Origin of the sequence: Prosthecobacter dejongeii (genome assembly GCF_014203045.1) — a bacterium.
GTDB classification, from domain to species: domain Bacteria; phylum Verrucomicrobiota; class Verrucomicrobiia; order Verrucomicrobiales; family Verrucomicrobiaceae; genus Prosthecobacter; species Prosthecobacter dejongeii.
Genome location: NZ_JACHIF010000003.1, coordinates 18446 through 36946, shown reverse-complemented (window position 1 = coordinate 36946; position 18501 = coordinate 18446). Strand labels below are relative to the sequence as shown.

The following is an 18501-nucleotide window of genomic DNA, read 5'->3' as shown; positions in this document are numbered from 1 at the left end:
TGGCAGCAGATGTCTGCGAGGTCTTTTGCGCCGAACACATCCGGCCTACGGATCTCTCGCGGCTTTCACTCGCGCTTGCGCAGCAGGGAGCGGATGGTGAGGGCGCAGACCACTAGCCCGCCCGTGAGGGAGGCGATGCGCAGCCATTGTTCGATCTCGGCCAGGGCAGAGACGGTGACGCCCAGCACAGGGGCGGTGATGCCGACGATGCCGCGGCACACATCGGTGATTTGTTCTTGGGCGTGGGCAGTCATCGGAAGGCAGGGCCAGTGAACCAGGTCACCAGGGAGTACCGACGGCCACGGGTGACGGGCGTGACGCGGTGCCGATTGAAGGCAGGGAAAAACAGGACATCGCCCCGGCGGGTGAATTGCTCTGGGCCTAACGGATCGTTTTGCAGCTCCAGCCGCCCGCCTTCGTAGTCCGCAGGGTCGCTGAGCTGGATGACCATGGACATCTTGCGTTCCACCTCCAGCCCGGCCTTCCACGCATTGTCCTCATGCCAGCCGTAGTGGCCTTCATCACCGGCATCGTACTCGGTGAATTGCAGCTCGCGAAACTGCCGCAGGTCAAAGCCGAAGGCGTGATTGTTCGCTCGCTCGGCCATGTCAGCGATGCGGGCATAGAAGGGGAAGAGCTTCGCATCCTGGCGGCCTAACCAGCGAACTTTAGAACGCCGGATGTTCGGATTGACCTTATTGGCACCGCCATGGCCGATGCTGCCCTGCTGCACCGGATGAGTGAGCGCGTAGTCGATCAGCCCCTGGCATTCCGCCGGGGTGAAGGCTTCAGAAAAAAGTTGCCACCAGGCTTTCATCGTCCGGACAGGTGCCTCCAGCGTTGATTGTTTAACTGCATCTGCGCCAGCGTGCGCGGCTCAAACCGCCGGCCCTCGCAGCCTTGACGAATGCCCGCCAGCGTCAGCGTGACATGGCCCGTGCCCGCAGGCAGGTGCAGCACGCCTTCACTCAACTGCACTGGAACAGGCGGATATGCGGCCAGGAGGCAGAGCGTGTGCGGGGCGATGACCTCCATGAACAATGGGTCCACCGGCACACCACCGGGCTGCGTGCCCAGGGCCACGCGCAGGATGTCAAAGAACCAGACCTCCGGTGACTCCATGCAATACAGGGCGCGTGGACCCTGCGTGGTGGGGACGATGGCCTCCTTCGTCCCAGCGGGGCCGGTGGGGCCATCTGCACCGGGCGGGCCAGCGGGGCCTGCAGGGCCTGGTGGACCCTCCGGCCCTGGCGGCCCAGGGCCACCGTCTGAGCCAGGCGAACCATCGCTTCCGGCACTGCCGGGGAAGCCTTCGCCACCGGGCAGGCCCGGCATACCAGGAATACCGTCGAGGCCGTTAAGCCCATCCACACCGTCTTTGCCGTCTTTACCATCCTTGCCGTCAAGACCATCCTCGCCTGCCGGACCCGTGGGCCCAGGAGGTCCAGGCGGCCCACCGGATGGCCCCACGGGACCCACCGGGCCGATAGGCCCTATAGGACCGGTGAAACCCCGCGCACCCGGCGGGCCCTCAGGTCCCACCGGCCCTGGCACCTGCGAATGCAGAGACAGGTCCCACGCGTGGTAGCTGCCCATGAAACCCTGCGTCACCGCCAGTTCATACGCAGAAAGCCCCGGCACACCCTGGGCGCCGGTGAGCCCCACAGGACCCACGGGCCCGATGAAGCTGCTGCGCGGGATGAGGCCGAAGACGCCTTCATCATCAAAGCCGATGACCGTCTCCGGCTCTGGCAACAAGGCCTGCAGGGGATCTTGGATCTCGCTGATCTTCACGCCCAGATTCGTCATGCGATCCAGATCCTGAGCAATCATGGTTAGGCGATCCAGCGCGCGCTCATGCGACTTGGCCGGGAAGGCATCCTGGTCCTCGTAACTCGTCGGCTGCAAAAGAGCCGTCTCTCGGTAGATCGTCAGCGTGTGGGTTTCATCCCACGGCTCCAGGGTGAAAAGGCTGCCCTCCTCCCCTTCCCCGCCCTCCACGGTGTAGCCCACGCCCAGCACCAGCAGCGTTTCATCCGCCAGCACGCGCAGGTCTGAGGCCTCCAGGAAAGGGAATGTCACGGGGTAAGCTGTGACCGTGCTGCCATTGCCCACATACTGGACTTTGGAATGGGTAGATTGGATGGCCATAGAATGCTCTTTTTGTTAGGCTCGTAACTAGACCCTTTAAATCACTGACCGTTTTGTTGCAGGAGATTCAGCACCAGGCTGCGCGTGGCGCGGTGGTTCGGGTGCTGGGGGTTGTGATAAGCCGCGTAGTGGGGGTGGGCGGCATCCGTCTGGATTTGGTTCGCCTGCGTGCGTGGGTCCCCTGTCAGCGGGCTGGGCATGCCAGGGACCAGGCGGCCTTCACCCGTGGCCACGGCCAGTTTGTGCAGGGCCTTCACCACGTCCTTATCCGTCAGCGCATAGTGATCTGCCGAGAGGCCTGCGGTGGCGGCCGCGCGGCGGGCCAGCGAAAGATTCCGCCCGTAGTCATCTCCCCACTCACGCTTCAGCGCCACCTCATCTGCCTGCACGGTGGCCAGGGAATGATCCATGAACTTGTCATAAGCCGCCTTGCTCTGCGTGCCGGTGAGGTTGTTAAACGTCTCCACCAGCTTCCCCACGGCCTGCGGGGGGATGTGGTGCGTGCGCGCCCACTGGGACACCCCCTTGGCCAGGTCTTCATTCCACTCCACCCCCGTGGGCAGCGTGTCTGGCCGGGCGATGTCCCACGCGTGTTCATCCTCCGGCAGGCCCACGTAGTCACGATACGCACGGATCTGCTCAGGCGTGGATTTCTCATTCGGCACCTGAGGCCGCGCCTGGGAAAGCTGGCGCTGGCCATGCAGCAGGCTCTTCACCACATCGGGGAACGTCTTGAAGCGCGAGAGCTGCGCCCCGGCATCTTTAAACTCGCCGCCCAGGTGAGCGTGCCAGCCAGGGGTGAGTTGGCCATCCGATTGCAGAATTTGTTCGCGCAGCGCTGGGGCTGCACCGCTTGGGTTGGCAGGCGCTGCTGGGGCTGCTGCACCACCACCACTCAGGCCAGCATCGGCCGCTTCTTGAAAGAGGGAAAAAAACATCGTCATAGGTCAGGTTCGTCGTCGCAGGGTTAATCAGGAAAAATCGAGGTGAAGCCACGTGACATCGCACGCTGCCCCTGCATGAGGGGGCTTCACCATCCACAGGCCCATCGGGCCCATCGCGTGCCGTGAGGTCACGCTTCACACCGCATCACTCGTTAGGCCACATCCGGCCACGCACGCTCCCAGCGGCTGGGTTTGCCCCAGGCCGAGAGTCGGCTCTAAACATCGTCATCCATCGTCACGCGGAGCTACCAGCTCCCCATGCTTGATCAGGTACTGGATCACCTCCAGCCGCCCGCGCATTTGGTCGCCCGAGATGGGGGCCTGCTGCGTGGGTGCATCGCCAAAGACGCGCTGGAGATGATCCACCAGCCAGCGGCCATCGGGCCCCTCCAGGCTGCGTTTCAGGCGCTCACGCGTCTGGCTCAGCCGTTCATCCATCGGGGTTACAGAGGGTTTTGTCTTCATGCGGCACCGGTCAGTTGTTGCAGGGTTTCAGGGTCCACCTTACTCGCATTCGCCGCGGCTTTGCTGGCCTGCTCAGCCATGGCCAGTTGCTGCTGCTGGGCCTGCTGCTCCGCCCGCTGGCTGCGCAGTCCATCGCGATCCCGCACCGGGCGCAGGTAGCTGTGAGGCAGGCCATTGCCAGCAGCCAGGGCGCGGGCAGGTTCGTCAAAGTTGACATTGTCCAGCGTGGCGGGATCAAAGCTGGCGATGGCCTGGAGCTGGCCCAGGTACCGCTCAAAGGCGGCATCGCCCATGCTGCGGAGTTCGATGTCCAGCCGCGACTGATACGCCAGCATGGGGCTGGCCACCTCGCCCACGGTTTCACTCACGCGCTGCACCATCTCCGCCGGGGGCTGCGGCAGGTAGCCGCCCTCCAGGCACAAGGAGAAAACGCGCTGCAACAGGGGATTGAGCAACTCAGTGGTTAGGCGGGCAAAGGAGGGGGAAATCTGCACCACCTTTTCTCGCACCCGCGCATTCACCTCCGTGGCCGTCATCTGCTTCCCCTGCATGCCGAACATCTCAAACAGGTCCACGTGGAAGTGTTTGCGGATGGCGTTTTGCCGCTCCTGGATGCGCTGCAGGCCCGCATTGAAATCCCCCGCCAGGCCAAACTCACGCGGCACCGCTGCATTCGGCCCCAGGCTGTCATCATACTCCGTGATACCCCCGGCGGAGAGGTCAATCTCACCCTCCATGGAGGCGGGTTTCAGCACAGGCGGAAAGGCCTTTTTCTCCGCCAGCGCATCCATCCACATTTGCAGCAGATTCAGCTGCCGTGCCTCGGGCAGCGCGGCCCAGGCTGGCGACCACCCATACATGCCGCCTAACCCATTGTTCCACTCCAAAAAGCGCGACACCATGGCCGGCATGGAGGAGTAACCACTGTGCAGCAGCACGGCGCGGGAAGAGGCCTCGATGTAAACGGAAGCCACCGGCATGCCCAGCGGCCCGCCCTCTGGCCGCATCTCCTCCGGCGTGCGGGGAAAGATGGCGTGGATGATCTTGAACCGATCATTCACCCGCGCCGCATCCTTGCTGGCCAGGCAGTCCAGTATCTTCTTTGGCAGGGCCTCGCGGCCAAAGCGCAGCTCACATTGCCGCGCCGTCATTTCCATCTCGCGAAAGACGGTGTCCACGTGGCCTTCATCGTCTTCATCAATGCAGAAGGAGCCCACCGGAAACACGCGGAAATTCAGCGCCTGGCGTTTGCCCGCCTCCACATACATGGCCGCTGTGCCGAAGCAGGAACGATCCAGGTAAAACTCATGCACCACGGTGTAAAAGTTCGACGAATTCGCCAGGAGATCCCGCACGATGTCTGTGCACTCTTGCAGCCACTGTTTCACCGTCTCGCTCTTCTTAAAGGGCGCGGGCGGCGCAAAGGAAAACCAGTTCCCCCCTAGCGGCGTGATCCAGGCCAGTTGACCATTCGCCAGCACCGTATTTGCATGGATGCCGGTGGTGTCAAACAGCCGCGCCTCCCGCCCCGTGCCCGGCGCGGTGGCCGCCCGACCGCCGAACTTGCGCGGCATCAGGTAATCCCCCAGCTCCTGCCACAGGCTGACCCACGGCGCACGCGCTGCATGCAGCGCACCGTAGCGCTCCAGCAAGTGATTGCACAATTCTTGGTTAGGCGCATTCATCCCAGGAGAGTCTTTTTCCCTCCCAGTGTGGATTCACCCGCCAGGATGGCGGCCCGCTCGCCACGTCGGCGTGCAGCATCTCGGCGGGCCTGATCTTCCGCCTCGGCGATGTCGGCACGCGATTGGTTAGGCGCAGCGGCCGAGGGATCGAACTTCGGTGCCGTGGGCACGTTCTTGTTCGCCTGTTCACGCATGAGCGCGAGCTGCTGCTGAAAGTGACGCTCATTCTGCGCCATCATCCTTTTTAGCCCGCCATCGCCGCCCCCTCCCTTGTGAAAGCGTGCCAACCGACCGTTGGGGCCAACCAGGCCCGGTTCAAAGTGAGGTCCGAATTCGTGGTGCATATCGTTCTAGGAACTGGAACCCATAATAACGGAGTTTGTTAGTCCGTTCAAATCCTATTTTCGGTAAAATGAAAGGAAAATACACGCGCGCCTTTTCCATATCCCCCGCCATGAGGTAGATCCACCACGCGTCCCACCGCTCGGGCGGAAAGGTCACCCACGGGTCCGTCACCTGCGCATAACTAGCGGCGGAATCCACCGGCCGCAGCATGACAAAAAAGTCTGGCGTGCTGAAGACGTAACCATTCAGCAAATGCGCCTCCAGATCCTCCCGAAACGAGCGCGCACACACCTCCCGCTCATACACCGCCGCTGCCGCTTCCACTGGGGTCTTCATGCGCGAAACTAGCACAGAAAACGCCGGGTTCTAGTTCCGATTTTCGATTCGTCTTTCATGATCACTTCATCATTGCTTTGCCGGGGGTGTGCGTGGGCTGAGGTAGGCAGGGCCTTGTGATTGCATTCAAGGCTCTTCTCCACACTGGATTCCCCCATCATGCGTGTCGCTTTCGCCCTCCCAGGCGAGTATTCCAGGCAAAGATAACACCGCCAGATGGGAACCCACAGAGAATCGTTTTGGGACAGCGTTCTCTGTGGTCTTCCTACCTAGCGGTGCGGATGAGAGAGAGGCCTCACACCCTGAATGAAGGAGACCGTAGTCTTTTTCGAATCAGAATGTGGACCTCATGGTCGGCCTTGACAAACAAAGCGCCGTTGCTCAAAAAGATCATTCTGTTCCAGACGCCGGGCCGGCTGCGCTGTCGGTCATCAGTTGCTGCCAGTATTTTTTTTGGTCCTTCGTCACCCAAGGCTTTTCGATCACCTTCTTGAACTCTAAATAGTCCAGCGCATTCCGCGCAAAAAAAGCTCTCTGCCACCGCTTGAGAGGAGCGTCAGTGAAGAGGCCATTAAAGGCCTGAGGATACTCCTTATGGCGCGGCTCTTTATGAATCATGTGCCAGTCAGACCCATACATCAGCTTGTTACCAAATTTCCAAGTACCGTCCTTAGACGGCTTATCAATCACGCTCGCCAGTTTGGCTTTGAATGCCGTCTTTCCAGCCTCGCTGAGGATTTGATCCAAGTAGGCCACTTCACAATAAACATGAGGGTACTCGAGGCAGAGATTAACCACTTGTTCGCCAAAATCGGCTTCCGCCTTTTCCACCACGTTAGGAGTCGCTGCCGGGAACCAATACGAATGACCGCCCGCATGGCCAAAGCATAGCCGGAGTTTTTTATGCTTCTTCAGCACCACCGCCCAGTATTTTGGATTGGCCATTCCCCCGTAACCATCATCGGCTTCAAACCCGCTCGGCGTGCAGTGCGTGAAAATCGGGATGCTGTGGGTTTCGCAGTAGGCAAAGAGCTTTTCATTCAGGCTATCCAGTTGGGCAGCATCGAGGTTTTCATAACGTGAAAACCAGCGTTTGCGAGATCCCGGTTTGAAGCGTGAAGGCTTCGGAGGGAGCTGGTTATTAACAGCGCTGTAGCCACTCGGCGGATAAAATTTTACCCCGATCGCTCCCGCTTTGAGCCCACGTATCACGCTGGGGAGGGCATCTTCACCGCGGAAAGGATCATAGGCAGTGAAATGCAGAAACTTACCGCCAAACCGTCGATCCAACTTGGCCATGCGTGTGACCTGCTGGGAGAAAGGCACCACAGGCTTTGCGGCGTAGGCCTTTTCCATGTCCATCATGTGATGGATAAAAAGATCCACCGCCGGATATTCCGTGGACTCGAGCTGACGCGCGATGCGGAGATTGCCATTCATCATCACACCCAAAAAGGAAAGATAACCGGGCAGGTTGGCCTTTAAGGATAGCTCGTCGGATTTTTTCTCTCCATGTTCTTCAGGTGGGAAGCCTATCTTGGCCATCGCGCGAGTCAGCACCTCCACTTCCAGTTCCACCCCTTTGAGTGCATTTAGCTTCTCCAATTCGGGGTCGCTGGATTCTCCGACGAATTCAAACAGTTGGTCTCTCTCCTCCGGACGTAGCACCGCAAAGAGCGAGCTTAGATCTGGATCTCCCGAACGGGACTGAGCATTTTTCAAAAACTCCTCGCCCATCCCCTCACTCGTCAGAGTCAGGGGCGAAACCACATTGGGCATCGGCCCATCCAGGTCATCCACCGTTGCTGCATTGATGACCTTGGCCAAAGCCACATTTACGCCGAGGGGAGCACCCAGCGCATTTAATAGCCCTGCGAGTGGTAAATCATGGGCATTGAAGACGTGGGCATGAAGGTCGATCACTGTAACGGGAGCTTCTCCCGGAGGACCAGGCAGTGTACCTTGAGCGACCGTGGCTAAAAACAGACTGGTGAGGCCAAGGGCCTGGACACAGCAAAACCGCATTTTAGGAGATAAGGGTATCTTGAGCATGGTGAGTTTATCTGGAGAAGTAGTAAACTGAGAAACCAAAGATCCTATGCCTATAAGCACAGAGTCGATGCTAAAACCACGCTTTCACATTTAGGTTATAGATCAATTATAATTAAATTAATTGTCTAAAATAATATTACCGTAAATCCTGATCTTTTTATGGAAAATACTTTCATTGGCTGACAGCCCTCCTTTCTTCATCTCCACCTCCGGCCGCCAAAAATGATGAAGGCATTCCGCTTTGCACCTTGCCTGCACTAGATCACCCTGCGCAGGAAGAGGGTAGAAACATGACGGGCAAAATCATTTCTTGTTAGGCCACCGCCATGAGCCATCACGTAAAACCTCAGGCCAACTTCGATAACCATGATTTTATCTTCTCATGATTTTACCCCTTCCCCTTGTGCCCCGGATTGAAGCCAATCAAAGCCTCCCCCTCCCTCAATACAGCGCGGATTCGCCTTCGTGGAGGATGCGGACGCGGTCTTGGAGTTGGCGGGCGGCGGTGGCGGCCAGGAGGCGGGCGGCGGGCTCGTGGATGGGCTCGCCACCGAGTGGGAAGGTATCGTGGTGCATGGGCACCATGTTTTGCGCGCGCAGCATGGCAAAGGCGTCCAGCGCTTCCTCGGGATTCATGTGCACGGGGCGGCCGCTGGGGGCCTGATAGGCGCCGATGGGCATGAGGGCCAGGTCAATATCGGCCCGCTGACCGATCTCCTGAAAGCCATCAAACAAGCTGCTGTCCCCACAGTGAAAGAGGCTGCGGGTGGGGGAGCTGATCAAGTAACCGCCGAAACCGCGATGCGTGTCATGGATCATCCGCGCGCCCCAGTGGCGGGCCGGGGTGAGGGTGATGCGGAGGTCGCGGAACTTCGCCCGCTGCCATGTTTCCAGCTCCACCACCTGGCCGAAACCGGCGCGTTTGACGATGCTGCCCACGCCTTTCGGCACGATGATGGGCTGCCCCCGGGCCACGCGGCGCAGGCTGGGCAGGTGCAGGTGGTCATAGTGCGCGTGCGTGACCAGCACGAGGTCAATGGGCGGCAGGTCACTGGCCCACACGCTGGGGTGGCGCAGGCGCTTGATGGGGCCGTGCCACAGGGCCCAGTTGGGGTCGATCAAGAGATTCACGCCGTCAATCTGGGCAAAAAACCCGGCATGCCCCAGCCAGGTGATGCCGATCTCCCGCGCGGTCACCAGCGGCACGCCATCCACGATGCGGCCCGGCTTGCGCGCGGCCAGCAGGGAGGGGATGAGCACCTCGCCAAAGTATTGCAGGTTGCGCTTTCGCCAGCCCTCCGTGGGCATGAGGCCGATGCGGTTGGTCTGCCGCGCCGCCTGGATGAGAGGGGGATGCGGCTGCCCTGAGCTGCCCAAAAGAGCAGGCCCACCGTGGTCCGGTGCAGGATCGTGAATCATGGAAAAGCGGTTCGCGGGTGAAACTAGGGGACGTGGAGGAGTCTGACAACCTTGAAGATGAAAGCGTTGGCTCTTCCTGCCCAAAAGCTTTTCCTTGCACAAAGAGTGCCAAAAACGGCCAGCAGGGGACAAAGGAGGCGAAAGGTGCCCCCGCACGCGCCAGTTCCCCTCGAGAACGTGGGGCTAAATCCGAACCCCGCCCCGCCTCCCCCATCGCCCGCAGACCGCGCCAGGCCCCTAAGATCCATCGCCCGAAAAGGCCTGAGAGCGGTACAGGCAGGCGTGTGGAGATGGTGTGGGCAAGCGCACACCGCTGGCATCCCTCCAGGATGCGCCCTTGAGGGTGGGTGCGTTTTTCCGCTGCCCCAGGGGTGCGTTCGTCCCGCAAGCGGGACTCACTTTACCCCTGGCTACCGGCTGGGATGCCTCCGGCATCGGGGGAAGGAGCGAACGGGGGTGAGCGGGGCGGGTGTTGGGGCCGCGGGGGCCGAGCGAGGGCGGCGGGCGTTCGCACACCGCTGGCATCCTTCCAGGATGCACCCTTGAGGAGGAGGCGTGTTTTCGTTGCCCCAGGGGTGCGTTCGTCCCGCAAGCGGGACTCACTTTACCCCTGGCTACCGGCTGGGATGCCTCCGGCATCCAAGACCTCAACATCAGCCATAAGACATCGCTCAAGATTCTCCCTCCGATGCCGGAGGCATCACAGCGGGTAGCCAGGGGTGAGTGAAACGCACCCCTGGTTAGGCCAAAGACGTGACCCCACTCTAGGGCGCATCCTGGAGGGATGCCAGCGGTCCGCGTCCACCCCTTGTCACACCACGCACTTTCTCGCGTAGGTCACCCGTCGGGGTGGGAGCAGTCGCGCAAAGGGCGCTCCATCTCACTCTTCTGCTTCCCCCCTCAATTCGAAACAGGGAGTTGACTCCGCCGTTGTCTTGGCTGGAATCCTAGTCGGGTTTCCCCTCGCTATGCCGTCCACTTACAGCTCGTTGCATTATCACCTGATATTTTCCACCAAGAACCGGGAACCGCTCATCCAAACTGCTTGGCGGGCTCGTCTGCATGAATACCTCGGCGGCATGGTGCGGGGTTTGGGAGGCGTCAGTTTAGGGGTGGGTGGGGTGAGTGATCACGTCCATCTTCTCGTGGGTTTGAAGCCCACGCATTGCCTCGCGGATGTGATGCGGGATTTGAAAAAGGATGCCACTCACTGGGTGCAGACCACCGTGGGTGAAAGAGGCTTCTTTTGGCAAGAAGGTTACGCCGCCATCACCGTGAGTCCTCCTGGCCTGCCAGGCGTGCGCAACTACATCGCCCATCAAGAGGAACACCATCGCCAGCGAGGGTTTCGGGAAGAGTTGAAGGAGATTTTGACCCAAGCGGGCATTCCGTTCGACGAGCGTTATCTGGATTGAAGAGAGCGAACGAGGGCGGTGGGTGTTCGTGCACTGCTGGCATCCCTCCAGGATGCGCCCTTGGGTGAATGGGTGTTTTGGGCGTAACCAGGGGTGCGTTCGCTAGGGCTCACTTACCCCTGGCTACCGGCTGGGATGCCTCCGGCATCCGGGGAAATCTTGAGGCGATGCCTTGAGTAAATCGTTCCGTGAGAGCTGTCGTTTGATGTAACCGCAGGAGCGAGCGTATGCGATCATCGCGAAGAGGCGTGGGTGCCAAACGAGCTCGTTCGCTAAAGGCAACCAAACCCCCACCTTTTCACAATCGCCTTTCACCAAGGGTCTCCGATGCCGGAGGCATCACAGCGGGTAGCCAGGGGTGAGTGAAACGCACCCCTGGTTAGGCCAAAGACGCACCCACTCACCGTCGCATCCTGGAGGGATGCCAGCGGCGCGGGGTTGCCTAACGACCTCTTTCGCTAAAGGCCCCCCAAGCACCCCGCGCCACCATTTCACACGCGCCTCGGCTCAAGAATCTCCGATGCCGGAGGCATCGAAGCAGGTAGCCAGGGGTGAGTGAAACGCACCCCTGGTTAGGCCAGACCTCACACTCACTCAGGGGCGCATCCTGGAGGGATGCTAGCGGCGCGGGGTTGCCTAACGACCTCTTTCGCTAAAGGCCCCCCAAGCACCCCGCGCCACCATTTCATACGCGCCTCGGATCAAGAATCCCCGATGCCGGAGGCATCACAGCGGATAGCCAGGGGTAAGTGAAACGCACCCCTGGTTAGGCCAGACCTCGCACTCACTCAGGGGCGCATCCTGGAGGGATGCTAGCTGTGTGGGGTTACCTAACGATCTCTTTCGCTAAAGGCCCCCCAAGCACCCCGCGCCACCATTTCACACGCCCCTCGGCTCAAGAATCTCCGATGCCGGAGGCATCGAAGCAGGTAGCCAGGGGTAAGTGAAACGCACCCCTGGTTAGGCCAGACCGCACACTCACTCAGGGGCGCATCCTGGAGGGATGCCAGCGGTCCGCGTCCGCCCCTGGTCACACCACGTTCTTTCTGGCACTGGCGGTTGCTGTCATGCCCCCTCACTTCACCATCTGCTGCATCTGTTCCGGTGTCACGTCCACGTCCGTGAGGCCACGGAGTTCGGGCAGCCAGATCTCCACGCGCACCTTTTTCATCCAGGTGTCCAGGGTGAGGCCGGTCAGGGCCTGGCGATCCTGGGGTTTCGGCAGGTGAAATTGGTAGCCGTAGGTCACGTCATCGTGAAACTGACCGCTGCGCTGGGCATGGCCACGCCCTTGCTGGGTGGGCAGGAGATGATTTTCCCCTACGGCCCCATCCCGCAGCACGGCCCAGGCCCCGCCCACACCGCCTTCGCCAAAGCGCGGCAGGTCATCCATCGACAAAAGCGGTGCGGGCAGCAGGCGACTGGTCTGAAAGCGAGCGGTCCAGGGCAGCAGGTAGCTGCTGCGTGTCTCCTGCAGCGGCTGGAATTCCAGGCGGCGACCACTCTTCAGCAGGAAGCTGGGCGGGCTGTGGAGAAAATCGGCCAAGGGCAGGTCCACCAGCTTGCGCATCTCATACACCGCCAGGCGCAGTTGCCAGGGCTGGGTGGGCAGCGTGGGGCCAAGGACCTGGCTCAAAGGCGAACGTCTAACCTGGCCAAAGTAGGGGCTGGTGTAGGAGAGCTGGGTGCTGGGGTACTGGCCTAACAAAATCTTCGCCCGGTCATGCTGCCGCTGCGTCATGTTTTCATCCATCCAGAAGTAGGGGTCCTGGTTTTTGCGCCAGTTCACCCGCGCCTTGTTCAGATCCAGCCCGGCTGGGGCAAAGTGGACCACCATGGCCATGTGCCGAGGGGGCAGGCCAGATAGGTGCAGCGTGGGCCACAGGGGCTGCGGGGCCTGGCCAGCCACCGGGGCGGGGGCAGGACCGGGGGTAATGGTCAGCGCGCTTCCCGTGTAGGCAGGCAGGGGCAGCTCCAGCCACTTCAGGCCTAACCAAAACTGCGGCACGGCCAAGCCTAGCGTGACGCCCAGCGCCAGCAGGGCACCCGCGAGCCAGCGCCGCCGCCCGATGGCCTGCACGAGGAGGACCGCCAGAAAGAGGAGGCTGGGCACCAGGTAAGCCAGCGAATGTAAAAACGCACTGGCCTGACCAAAGGGTGGACCTGTCCGGCCCGCCTGGTTCCAGCGGATGAAGGTGCGCAGCTCCGTCAGCCCGATGTCCATGCCGACGTAAAAGGCCACCAGGCCTAACAAAAGGAACGACAACTGCGCCACCGACGTGGTCAGACTGGCCAGCGCGCCGAACAGCAGCGCCAGCATCAGCCCCGCCTGCGCACTGCCCAGCAGCAGCGCCACCCAGGTGCCCGGGCTGTGGCCAAAACCGCGCCACTGCCACGCATCTGCCAGTATCCAGGGCAGCAGCACCGCCAGCGTGAGAAAGACCCCTTTGCCCACCACCAGCGCCCAGCGGCTGAGCGGACGCGTGAGGGTGCCCAGGTCCGTGCTGGCCAGCGGCTCTGCCATGACCACGCGCATGAAGAGGATGGCAGGGAAAAACAGGGCCAGGTACTGCAGCCAGTAGGGCTCACCTTTGTAGCCCGCAAAGGCGTGCCAAAAGGGCTGCGTGAGGTAGGCCGCGCGCAGGGCGATGAAGCCCACCAGGGCCAGGGCCCACAGGCGGTGCTGCTGCCACTCGCGGCGGAGCTGGTGCCGCACCTGGTCGGTGAAAGAGAGCGTGGGGGCGGGTGTCATGGTTTTTTCCTCCAGGTGCGCAGGGCAGGCTGGTAGTGGAACTGGGCGGCACGCAGGCCGCGAAACAGCGGGGGATATTCCTTCAGCCCCCCCTGAGGCGGCGGCAGGCCTAGGCGCACGGCCAGCCCCTGGGCGAAGGGCAGCAGCGCGGGAGCATCCCCCGCACGGTCCGTGGGATGCAGCGCAGCCACCCAGGCCAGGGCCACGTCCAGCGCGGGGGCACTGCCCTGGGCGACGGCGATCTCTAGCCGCGAGCGCATGTAGGCGCCACAGCCCCTCATGGGTTGCAGCTCCGCCTCCAGCACGCGGGCCACGGCATCCAGCGCTGGGCGCAGAGCAGGCACGGCGTAGAGCGTTTCAAAAGTATCCGCCTCAGGGAAAAAGCGCAGCTCCTCCACCTGCCGCCGCTGCACGGTGGGGTCCTGCCAGCTCAGCATCAGCGTGCGCAGGTACTTTTCATGCCGGGGCACGGCCAGGATGGCGGGCAGCATGCGTTCCCGCACCGCCTCGCCCCAGCCCTTTGTCTGCGCCAGTGCTGCCATCCAGTCCGCCTCTAAAACCCGTGACACCACATAGTCGCGATGCGTATCATTGCATAGTTGGTTAGCCAGACGAAAGACCGGGCTCGTCGGCCCTGCTACGGCACTGGCAGGCAGGGCCAGCAGCACGTCCAGATGAGCCTCGGCAAAGGGGCGCAGCTTCGCCACCACCAGGTCATACTGCTCCTTTTTATTCGCCTCCTTGCGCAGGGCGTGAAAGCTGCGCAGCACGGCCAGCACGTAGTCGCGCTGGGCCTCCACTGGGGCCTCCGGGCCAGGGGCTGTCAGCGCGGCCAGGCGATGCGCCAGTTGCGTCACGGGATCTCCCAGCGTCCAGCTGCCGGTGGCAAAGTACCAGTCTCGTGCGCCCGGCACGTGCTGCTGGAGATCCAGCGGTGGCGACTGCCAAGTCCACTCACTGCGGCCCAGGCAGCGGCGTTTCATCACCCGCAGGCGCAGTTTGCCCATGGCCGCTGCAGGCTGCCCATCCTCATAGCGCAGCACCTCTTGTTGAGAAAACCTGGTTAGGCTGCGCTGCCAGCCCGTGTGGGTAGCGCGGCGGGAGTGGGGGCGGTATTCATCCACCCCACTGTGACCGCCCAGGGCCCAGGCCAGCCGCCGCTCTGGACTGTACAGCACCAGTTGCAGGCCCACATCTGCCCGGCTCTGGTGGATGCGGCATTCCAGCGTCATCGCGCCCGGCTCCCCGCCACGTTTGGCCTGCGCCCAGCCCCCCGTATCCGGCAGCAGATCCGTCAGCATCAGCTCCACCTCCGCATCCACCGCCCGCGCGCCCACCTCCAGCGGCAGATCCGCCAGCGTCGTCCATTCATACCAGGTGGTTTCAAACTGGCTGCTCAGCACCAGCGGCCCCGCGCGTCCATCCGTCACTGCATTTTCCACCCGACCCAGCTCGTGCTCCAGCGGATCCCCGCCGAAGCGGTAACTCAGCGACGTGGGCGGCAGCAGCACCGTGCCAGCGGGCAGCGCATGCAGCACCGGCCCTGGGAAAAAAACCGGGCTCTCACTCACCAGCCGCACCTCATCATCCTGCGTCACGTGAGCGGGCACCGGCTGCCCTGCCAGCGTGGCCGTCACCCCTTTCAGTCGGTTCTGCACCTCCACCTGCGGCGGCAGATTTTGCGGGCGAAGTTGCCCGTAAAACAGCGTCGCTGGCCGCCCCTGATACGTCGCCTTCAGCAGCGGGCGCAGCTTCTCACGCGGCAGGCGCATCTCCATCGCTTGCTCCAGCGTCGCCACGCGGGCGCGGTCCTCCCGCAGCCACGGGGCCACCGTCAGATCCCAGGCCACCAGGCCCGCATACAGCAGCGGTGCCAGCGCCAGCAGCACGCCCAGCCGCCGTCCCAGGGCCAGCCCCGCCCGCTGGTGCCACAGTGCCAGCAGCCCCCACAGACCCAGCCCACCCCACGCCACTGCCACCCACGCCCCTTTGGAAAAGCTAGCCACCTCACTCACCCACCGCTGATGAGACAGCCCCTCCACCACCACCCAGTCACACAGCCACAGACCCACCAGCGGCAGCAGCAGGCCCAGCAGCGCCTGCCACCACGCCTTCCACAGGGCCGCGCCCGGCACCGCCCACAACAGCCACGCCCCCGCCACCGCTGCGGCACCGCCCATGCCCTGGAAGAGGGCAAACCCAGGCCGCCCCGAGAGCGCCAGATACGCCCCCTCTTGCAGTACCAGCGGCAGCATGAAAAGCAGCCCCACCAGCAACCCCCGCGCTAGGAAATAACTGCGCCGGGGCAGTGGCCGCGTGGCGATGAACGCCGCCTCATTCGAGGGCCGATCCTCCGCACAGCCCACCAGCGCCAGCAGCAGCGCCGTGGCCAGCACCGCCGCATGCAGCCACCAGGAAAGATCGCGGTTCTCCTCAGCTATCTGCATGGGCTGCAGCCACTCCAGTTGCATCGCCAGATCCAGCCCTAGCAGGCCTAACCAAAAGCACCACCGCCCCTGGATGCAGCGCGCCTCCTTTTTAAAATGATGCCACGTCAGGTTCATGACCGTGCCTCCAGCCGATAGGCCCGTGCCAGTGAAACAAAGATCTCCCGCAGGCTCATCGCCCGCACCTCTGGGTGCTGCACGCCAGGGAAGACCTGCCGCACCACCGCCCCCAGCGCCGCCTCTTCCTGAAACCCACCCGTGATGAACCGCAGCGTGCGCCCGGCCTGCTCCGCATGCATCCACCCCGCCGGCAGCGTGGCAGGCACCGGCACGGCCTCTGGCAGCACCACCTCCACCGCGCGAAACCGCGCCTGCAGGGACTCGCGACTCTCCGCCAGCGCCAGCTTCCCGCGATGGATGATGGCGATGCGATCCGCCAGCCGCTGCACTTCCTCAATGTCATGCGAAGACACCAGCACCGTCCACCCCTCCTGCTCCGTCAGCTCCAGCAGCCCCCGGATGAACTCATCCCGCACCAGCGGATCCAGCCCGCTGAAGGGCTCATCCAGCACCACCAACTTCGGCCGATACGCCAGGCTGCTCAGCAGCGCCGCCTTCATCCGCATGCCGCGTGAAAGATCCTTCAACTTCGTCTGCAACGGCAGGTCAAACTGGCGCAAAAGCTGCCGCTCAAAGTCCCGGTCCCACTGCGGGTACAGCGGCCGGCAATAGTCCAGAAACTGCCCCACCGTCATCCACAGCGGCAGCTCCATGTTCTCCGAAACGTAGCCCAACTGCGCGAACTGCGCCGGGCCTAACTGCCGCGAATCCACGCCCAGCACCGTGATGTTTCCCTGGTCTGGCCGGTGCAGATTCAGCAGGCACTTGATGGTGGTGCTTTTACCCGCGCCATTCGGCCCTAAAAAGGCCGTCACCTGGCCCGCAGGCACACTCAGGCTTAAACCGGCGACGGCTTCCGTCTGGCGGAAACGTTTGTGGAGTTCGTGGATCTCAATCATGGCTTCGGTTCGGTGGAAATGAGACTGCGCAGATGCTTCAGCACCTGTTCCGGGGAAAGATTCAGCTCTGCCGCCTCCTGCAGCAGCGCCCGGCACTGCGGGGTGATCTGCGCCAGGCGATCTGCCACGCCCGGCTGCTCCGGCACCGTCACCACCATGCCGATGCCTGGGCGCGAGGCCAGCCATCCCGCCGCCTTCAGTTGCAGCACCACCTTGTGGGCCGTGGTGGGGCTGATGCGCAGCTCCACACTCAGCGTGCGCACACTGGGGAACTCATCGCCCGCCCGCATCTGCCCCGTCATCATCGCCTTGCGCACGGCCAGAAGGATCTGGTCCGACACCGGGATGCCATCTTGAAGGGTGAGGGAAAAAGGAAGCATGATCGTTGCGTGTATTTAGTGTAACAGCACAACTGTTACAGTGGCAAATGTTTTTTATGAATCGGTTCACTTCGACGCAGAACTCCGTGCCTTGCAGGCCCGTTCCGCACGCGGGACGGGCTGGGAGGACAACCACGGAAGGAGCGGAACACACGGAAAGGGTAGAATCATGATTGGTTAGGCGGCGAGAGGGGCGAACAGTGATAATAGGGTGTGGGGCACCGTTTTTTTTGACAGGATTGACAGGATTGACAGGAGAGGGCTTTGGGGGTCGGTGATTGGGGTTCGTGCATTGTCTTCTCGTCCCGCACGCGGGGCGAACGGCCACGTCCGCAAGTACAGTATCCATCACTCTCCGAGTGATGCGTCCGCCCCAGCACGTGTCGTCCGCCCCCTCTGTCCCCCGATGCCGGAGGCATCGCAGACGGTAGCCAGGGGTAAAGTGAGTCCCGCGTGCGGGACGAACGCACCCCTGGTCAGGCCAAAACACCCACTCACCCAAGGGCGCATCCTGGAGGGATGCCAGCAGCGTGGCCATCTCCACCGACCTCGAAAGGGTGCAAGCGACACTTCTCGCGCCCCTCCAGGGCGCACCCTTGGCCGCATCGTTGGTTATTCCACCCATACCGGGGGTTCCCGCTCGCCAAGCCTCGCTCCACCCCCGGCTACTCATCTTTCGCCCCTCCAGGGCGGGGAAACGGCCACGTCCGCAGGTACAGTATCCACCACGCCACCTTCCCCCCTCCCACCTGCTGGCGCAGGCAGCTACGGGCCAGCATCGTCCGCCATGGAGCGCACGCGTCTCGCGTGCTGAGTTCTGCGTCCTCGCGGAACTCCGTTCTTATGCACGCGTTCGCCCCATTGCTCCTTTCCCAAACTGACGGCGGGATCGCTGTCGCCCCTTGAACCTCACGGCCTCCGTTGGTTATCCACCACGCCACCTTTCCCCCTCCCACCTGCTGGCGCAGGCAGCTACGGGCCAGCCCCGTCCGCCCCCTCCCCCGCGCCCTGGAGGGGTGCAAGCCATTAGCCGGGGGTGAAAGGAGCGCAGCGACTGAGAACCCCCGGATCGGCAGAATAACCAACGATGC

Annotated in this window: 15 protein-coding genes; 1 reads left to right on the top strand and 14 read right to left on the bottom strand. The window is 62.5% G+C overall.

Annotation, left to right across the window (positions count from 1 at the left end):
* Window positions 1-65: 65 nt before the first annotated feature.
* From HNQ64_RS08140 to HNQ64_RS08095, 10 genes are all read right to left on the bottom strand, one after another.
* Window positions 66-254: a hypothetical protein gene (locus HNQ64_RS08140; RefSeq protein ID WP_184207335.1), complete on the bottom strand. Its 189-nt coding sequence runs from the start codon at window positions 252-254 to the stop codon at window positions 66-68.
* Window positions 251-817 carry a 2OG-Fe(II) oxygenase gene (locus tag HNQ64_RS08135; RefSeq protein WP_184207333.1) on the bottom strand — a complete coding sequence of 189 codons (567 nt, stop codon included), beginning with the start codon at window positions 815-817 and terminating at the stop codon, window positions 251-253. Before HNQ64_RS08135 ends, HNQ64_RS08140 begins: the two co-directional genes overlap by 4 nt.
* On the bottom strand, window positions 814-2151 hold the full coding sequence (locus tag HNQ64_RS08130) for a hypothetical protein (protein ID WP_184207331.1): 1338 nt from the start codon (window positions 2149-2151) through the stop codon (window positions 814-816). Before HNQ64_RS08130 ends, HNQ64_RS08135 begins: the two co-directional genes overlap by 4 nt.
* 41 nt (window positions 2152-2192) lie before the next feature.
* The gene (locus HNQ64_RS08125; protein ID WP_184207329.1) at window positions 2193-3089 is read right to left on the bottom strand and encodes a hypothetical protein; all 897 of its coding nucleotides are present in this window, start codon (window positions 3087-3089) and stop codon (window positions 2193-2195) included.
* A gap of 231 nt (window positions 3090-3320) precedes the next feature.
* Complete coding sequence (locus HNQ64_RS08120) at window positions 3321-3560, bottom strand: hypothetical protein (protein ID WP_184207327.1); 240 nt, start codon at window positions 3558-3560, stop codon at window positions 3321-3323.
* A complete protein-coding gene (locus HNQ64_RS08115) occupies window positions 3557-5245 on the bottom strand; it encodes a portal protein (protein ID WP_184207325.1) in 1689 nt (562 codons plus the stop codon). The genes HNQ64_RS08120 and HNQ64_RS08115 overlap by 4 nt, the downstream gene beginning before the upstream one ends.
* A complete protein-coding gene (locus tag HNQ64_RS08110; protein WP_184207323.1) occupies window positions 5242-5589 on the bottom strand; it encodes a hypothetical protein in 348 nt (115 codons plus the stop codon). Before HNQ64_RS08110 ends, HNQ64_RS08115 begins: the two co-directional genes overlap by 4 nt.
* Window positions 5561-5926: a hypothetical protein gene (locus HNQ64_RS08105; RefSeq protein WP_184207322.1), complete on the bottom strand. Its 366-nt coding sequence runs from the start codon at window positions 5924-5926 to the stop codon at window positions 5561-5563. The genes HNQ64_RS08110 and HNQ64_RS08105 overlap by 29 nt, the downstream gene beginning before the upstream one ends.
* 390 nt (window positions 5927-6316) lie before the next feature.
* Entirely contained in the window at window positions 6317-7978 is a 1662-nt protein-coding gene (locus tag HNQ64_RS08100) for an amidohydrolase family protein (RefSeq protein ID WP_184207320.1), read from the bottom strand.
* A gap of 441 nt (window positions 7979-8419) precedes the next feature.
* Complete coding sequence (locus tag HNQ64_RS08095) at window positions 8420-9397, bottom strand: MBL fold metallo-hydrolase (RefSeq protein ID WP_184207318.1); 978 nt, start codon at window positions 9395-9397, stop codon at window positions 8420-8422.
* Window positions 9398-10365: 968 nt separating this feature from the next.
* Here HNQ64_RS08095 and tnpA point away from each other — a divergent pair.
* Window positions 10366-10812, top strand: coding sequence for an IS200/IS605 family transposase (tnpA, locus tag HNQ64_RS08090; protein WP_184207316.1), 447 nt, complete (start codon window positions 10366-10368; stop codon window positions 10810-10812).
* Window positions 10813-11887: 1075 nt separating this feature from the next.
* Here the strand turns inward: tnpA and HNQ64_RS08085 are convergent.
* The 4 genes from HNQ64_RS08085 to HNQ64_RS08070 are packed head-to-tail and all read right to left on the bottom strand — an operon-like array spanning window position 11888 to window position 17410.
* Entirely contained in the window at window positions 11888-13564 is a 1677-nt protein-coding gene (locus tag HNQ64_RS08085) for an ABC transporter permease (RefSeq protein WP_184207314.1), read from the bottom strand.
* The gene (locus HNQ64_RS08080; protein WP_184207312.1) at window positions 13561-16128 is read right to left on the bottom strand and encodes a hypothetical protein; all 2568 of its coding nucleotides are present in this window, start codon (window positions 16126-16128) and stop codon (window positions 13561-13563) included. The genes HNQ64_RS08085 and HNQ64_RS08080 overlap by 4 nt, the downstream gene beginning before the upstream one ends.
* Window positions 16125-17030: an ABC transporter ATP-binding protein gene (locus HNQ64_RS08075; protein WP_184207310.1), complete on the bottom strand. Its 906-nt coding sequence runs from the start codon at window positions 17028-17030 to the stop codon at window positions 16125-16127. Before HNQ64_RS08075 ends, HNQ64_RS08080 begins: the two co-directional genes overlap by 4 nt.
* Window positions 17027-17410 carry a GntR family transcriptional regulator gene (locus HNQ64_RS08070; protein WP_184207308.1) on the bottom strand — a complete coding sequence of 128 codons (384 nt, stop codon included), beginning with the start codon at window positions 17408-17410 and terminating at the stop codon, window positions 17027-17029. The genes HNQ64_RS08075 and HNQ64_RS08070 overlap by 4 nt, the downstream gene beginning before the upstream one ends.
* Between the last annotated feature and the right edge of the window lie 1091 nt (window positions 17411-18501).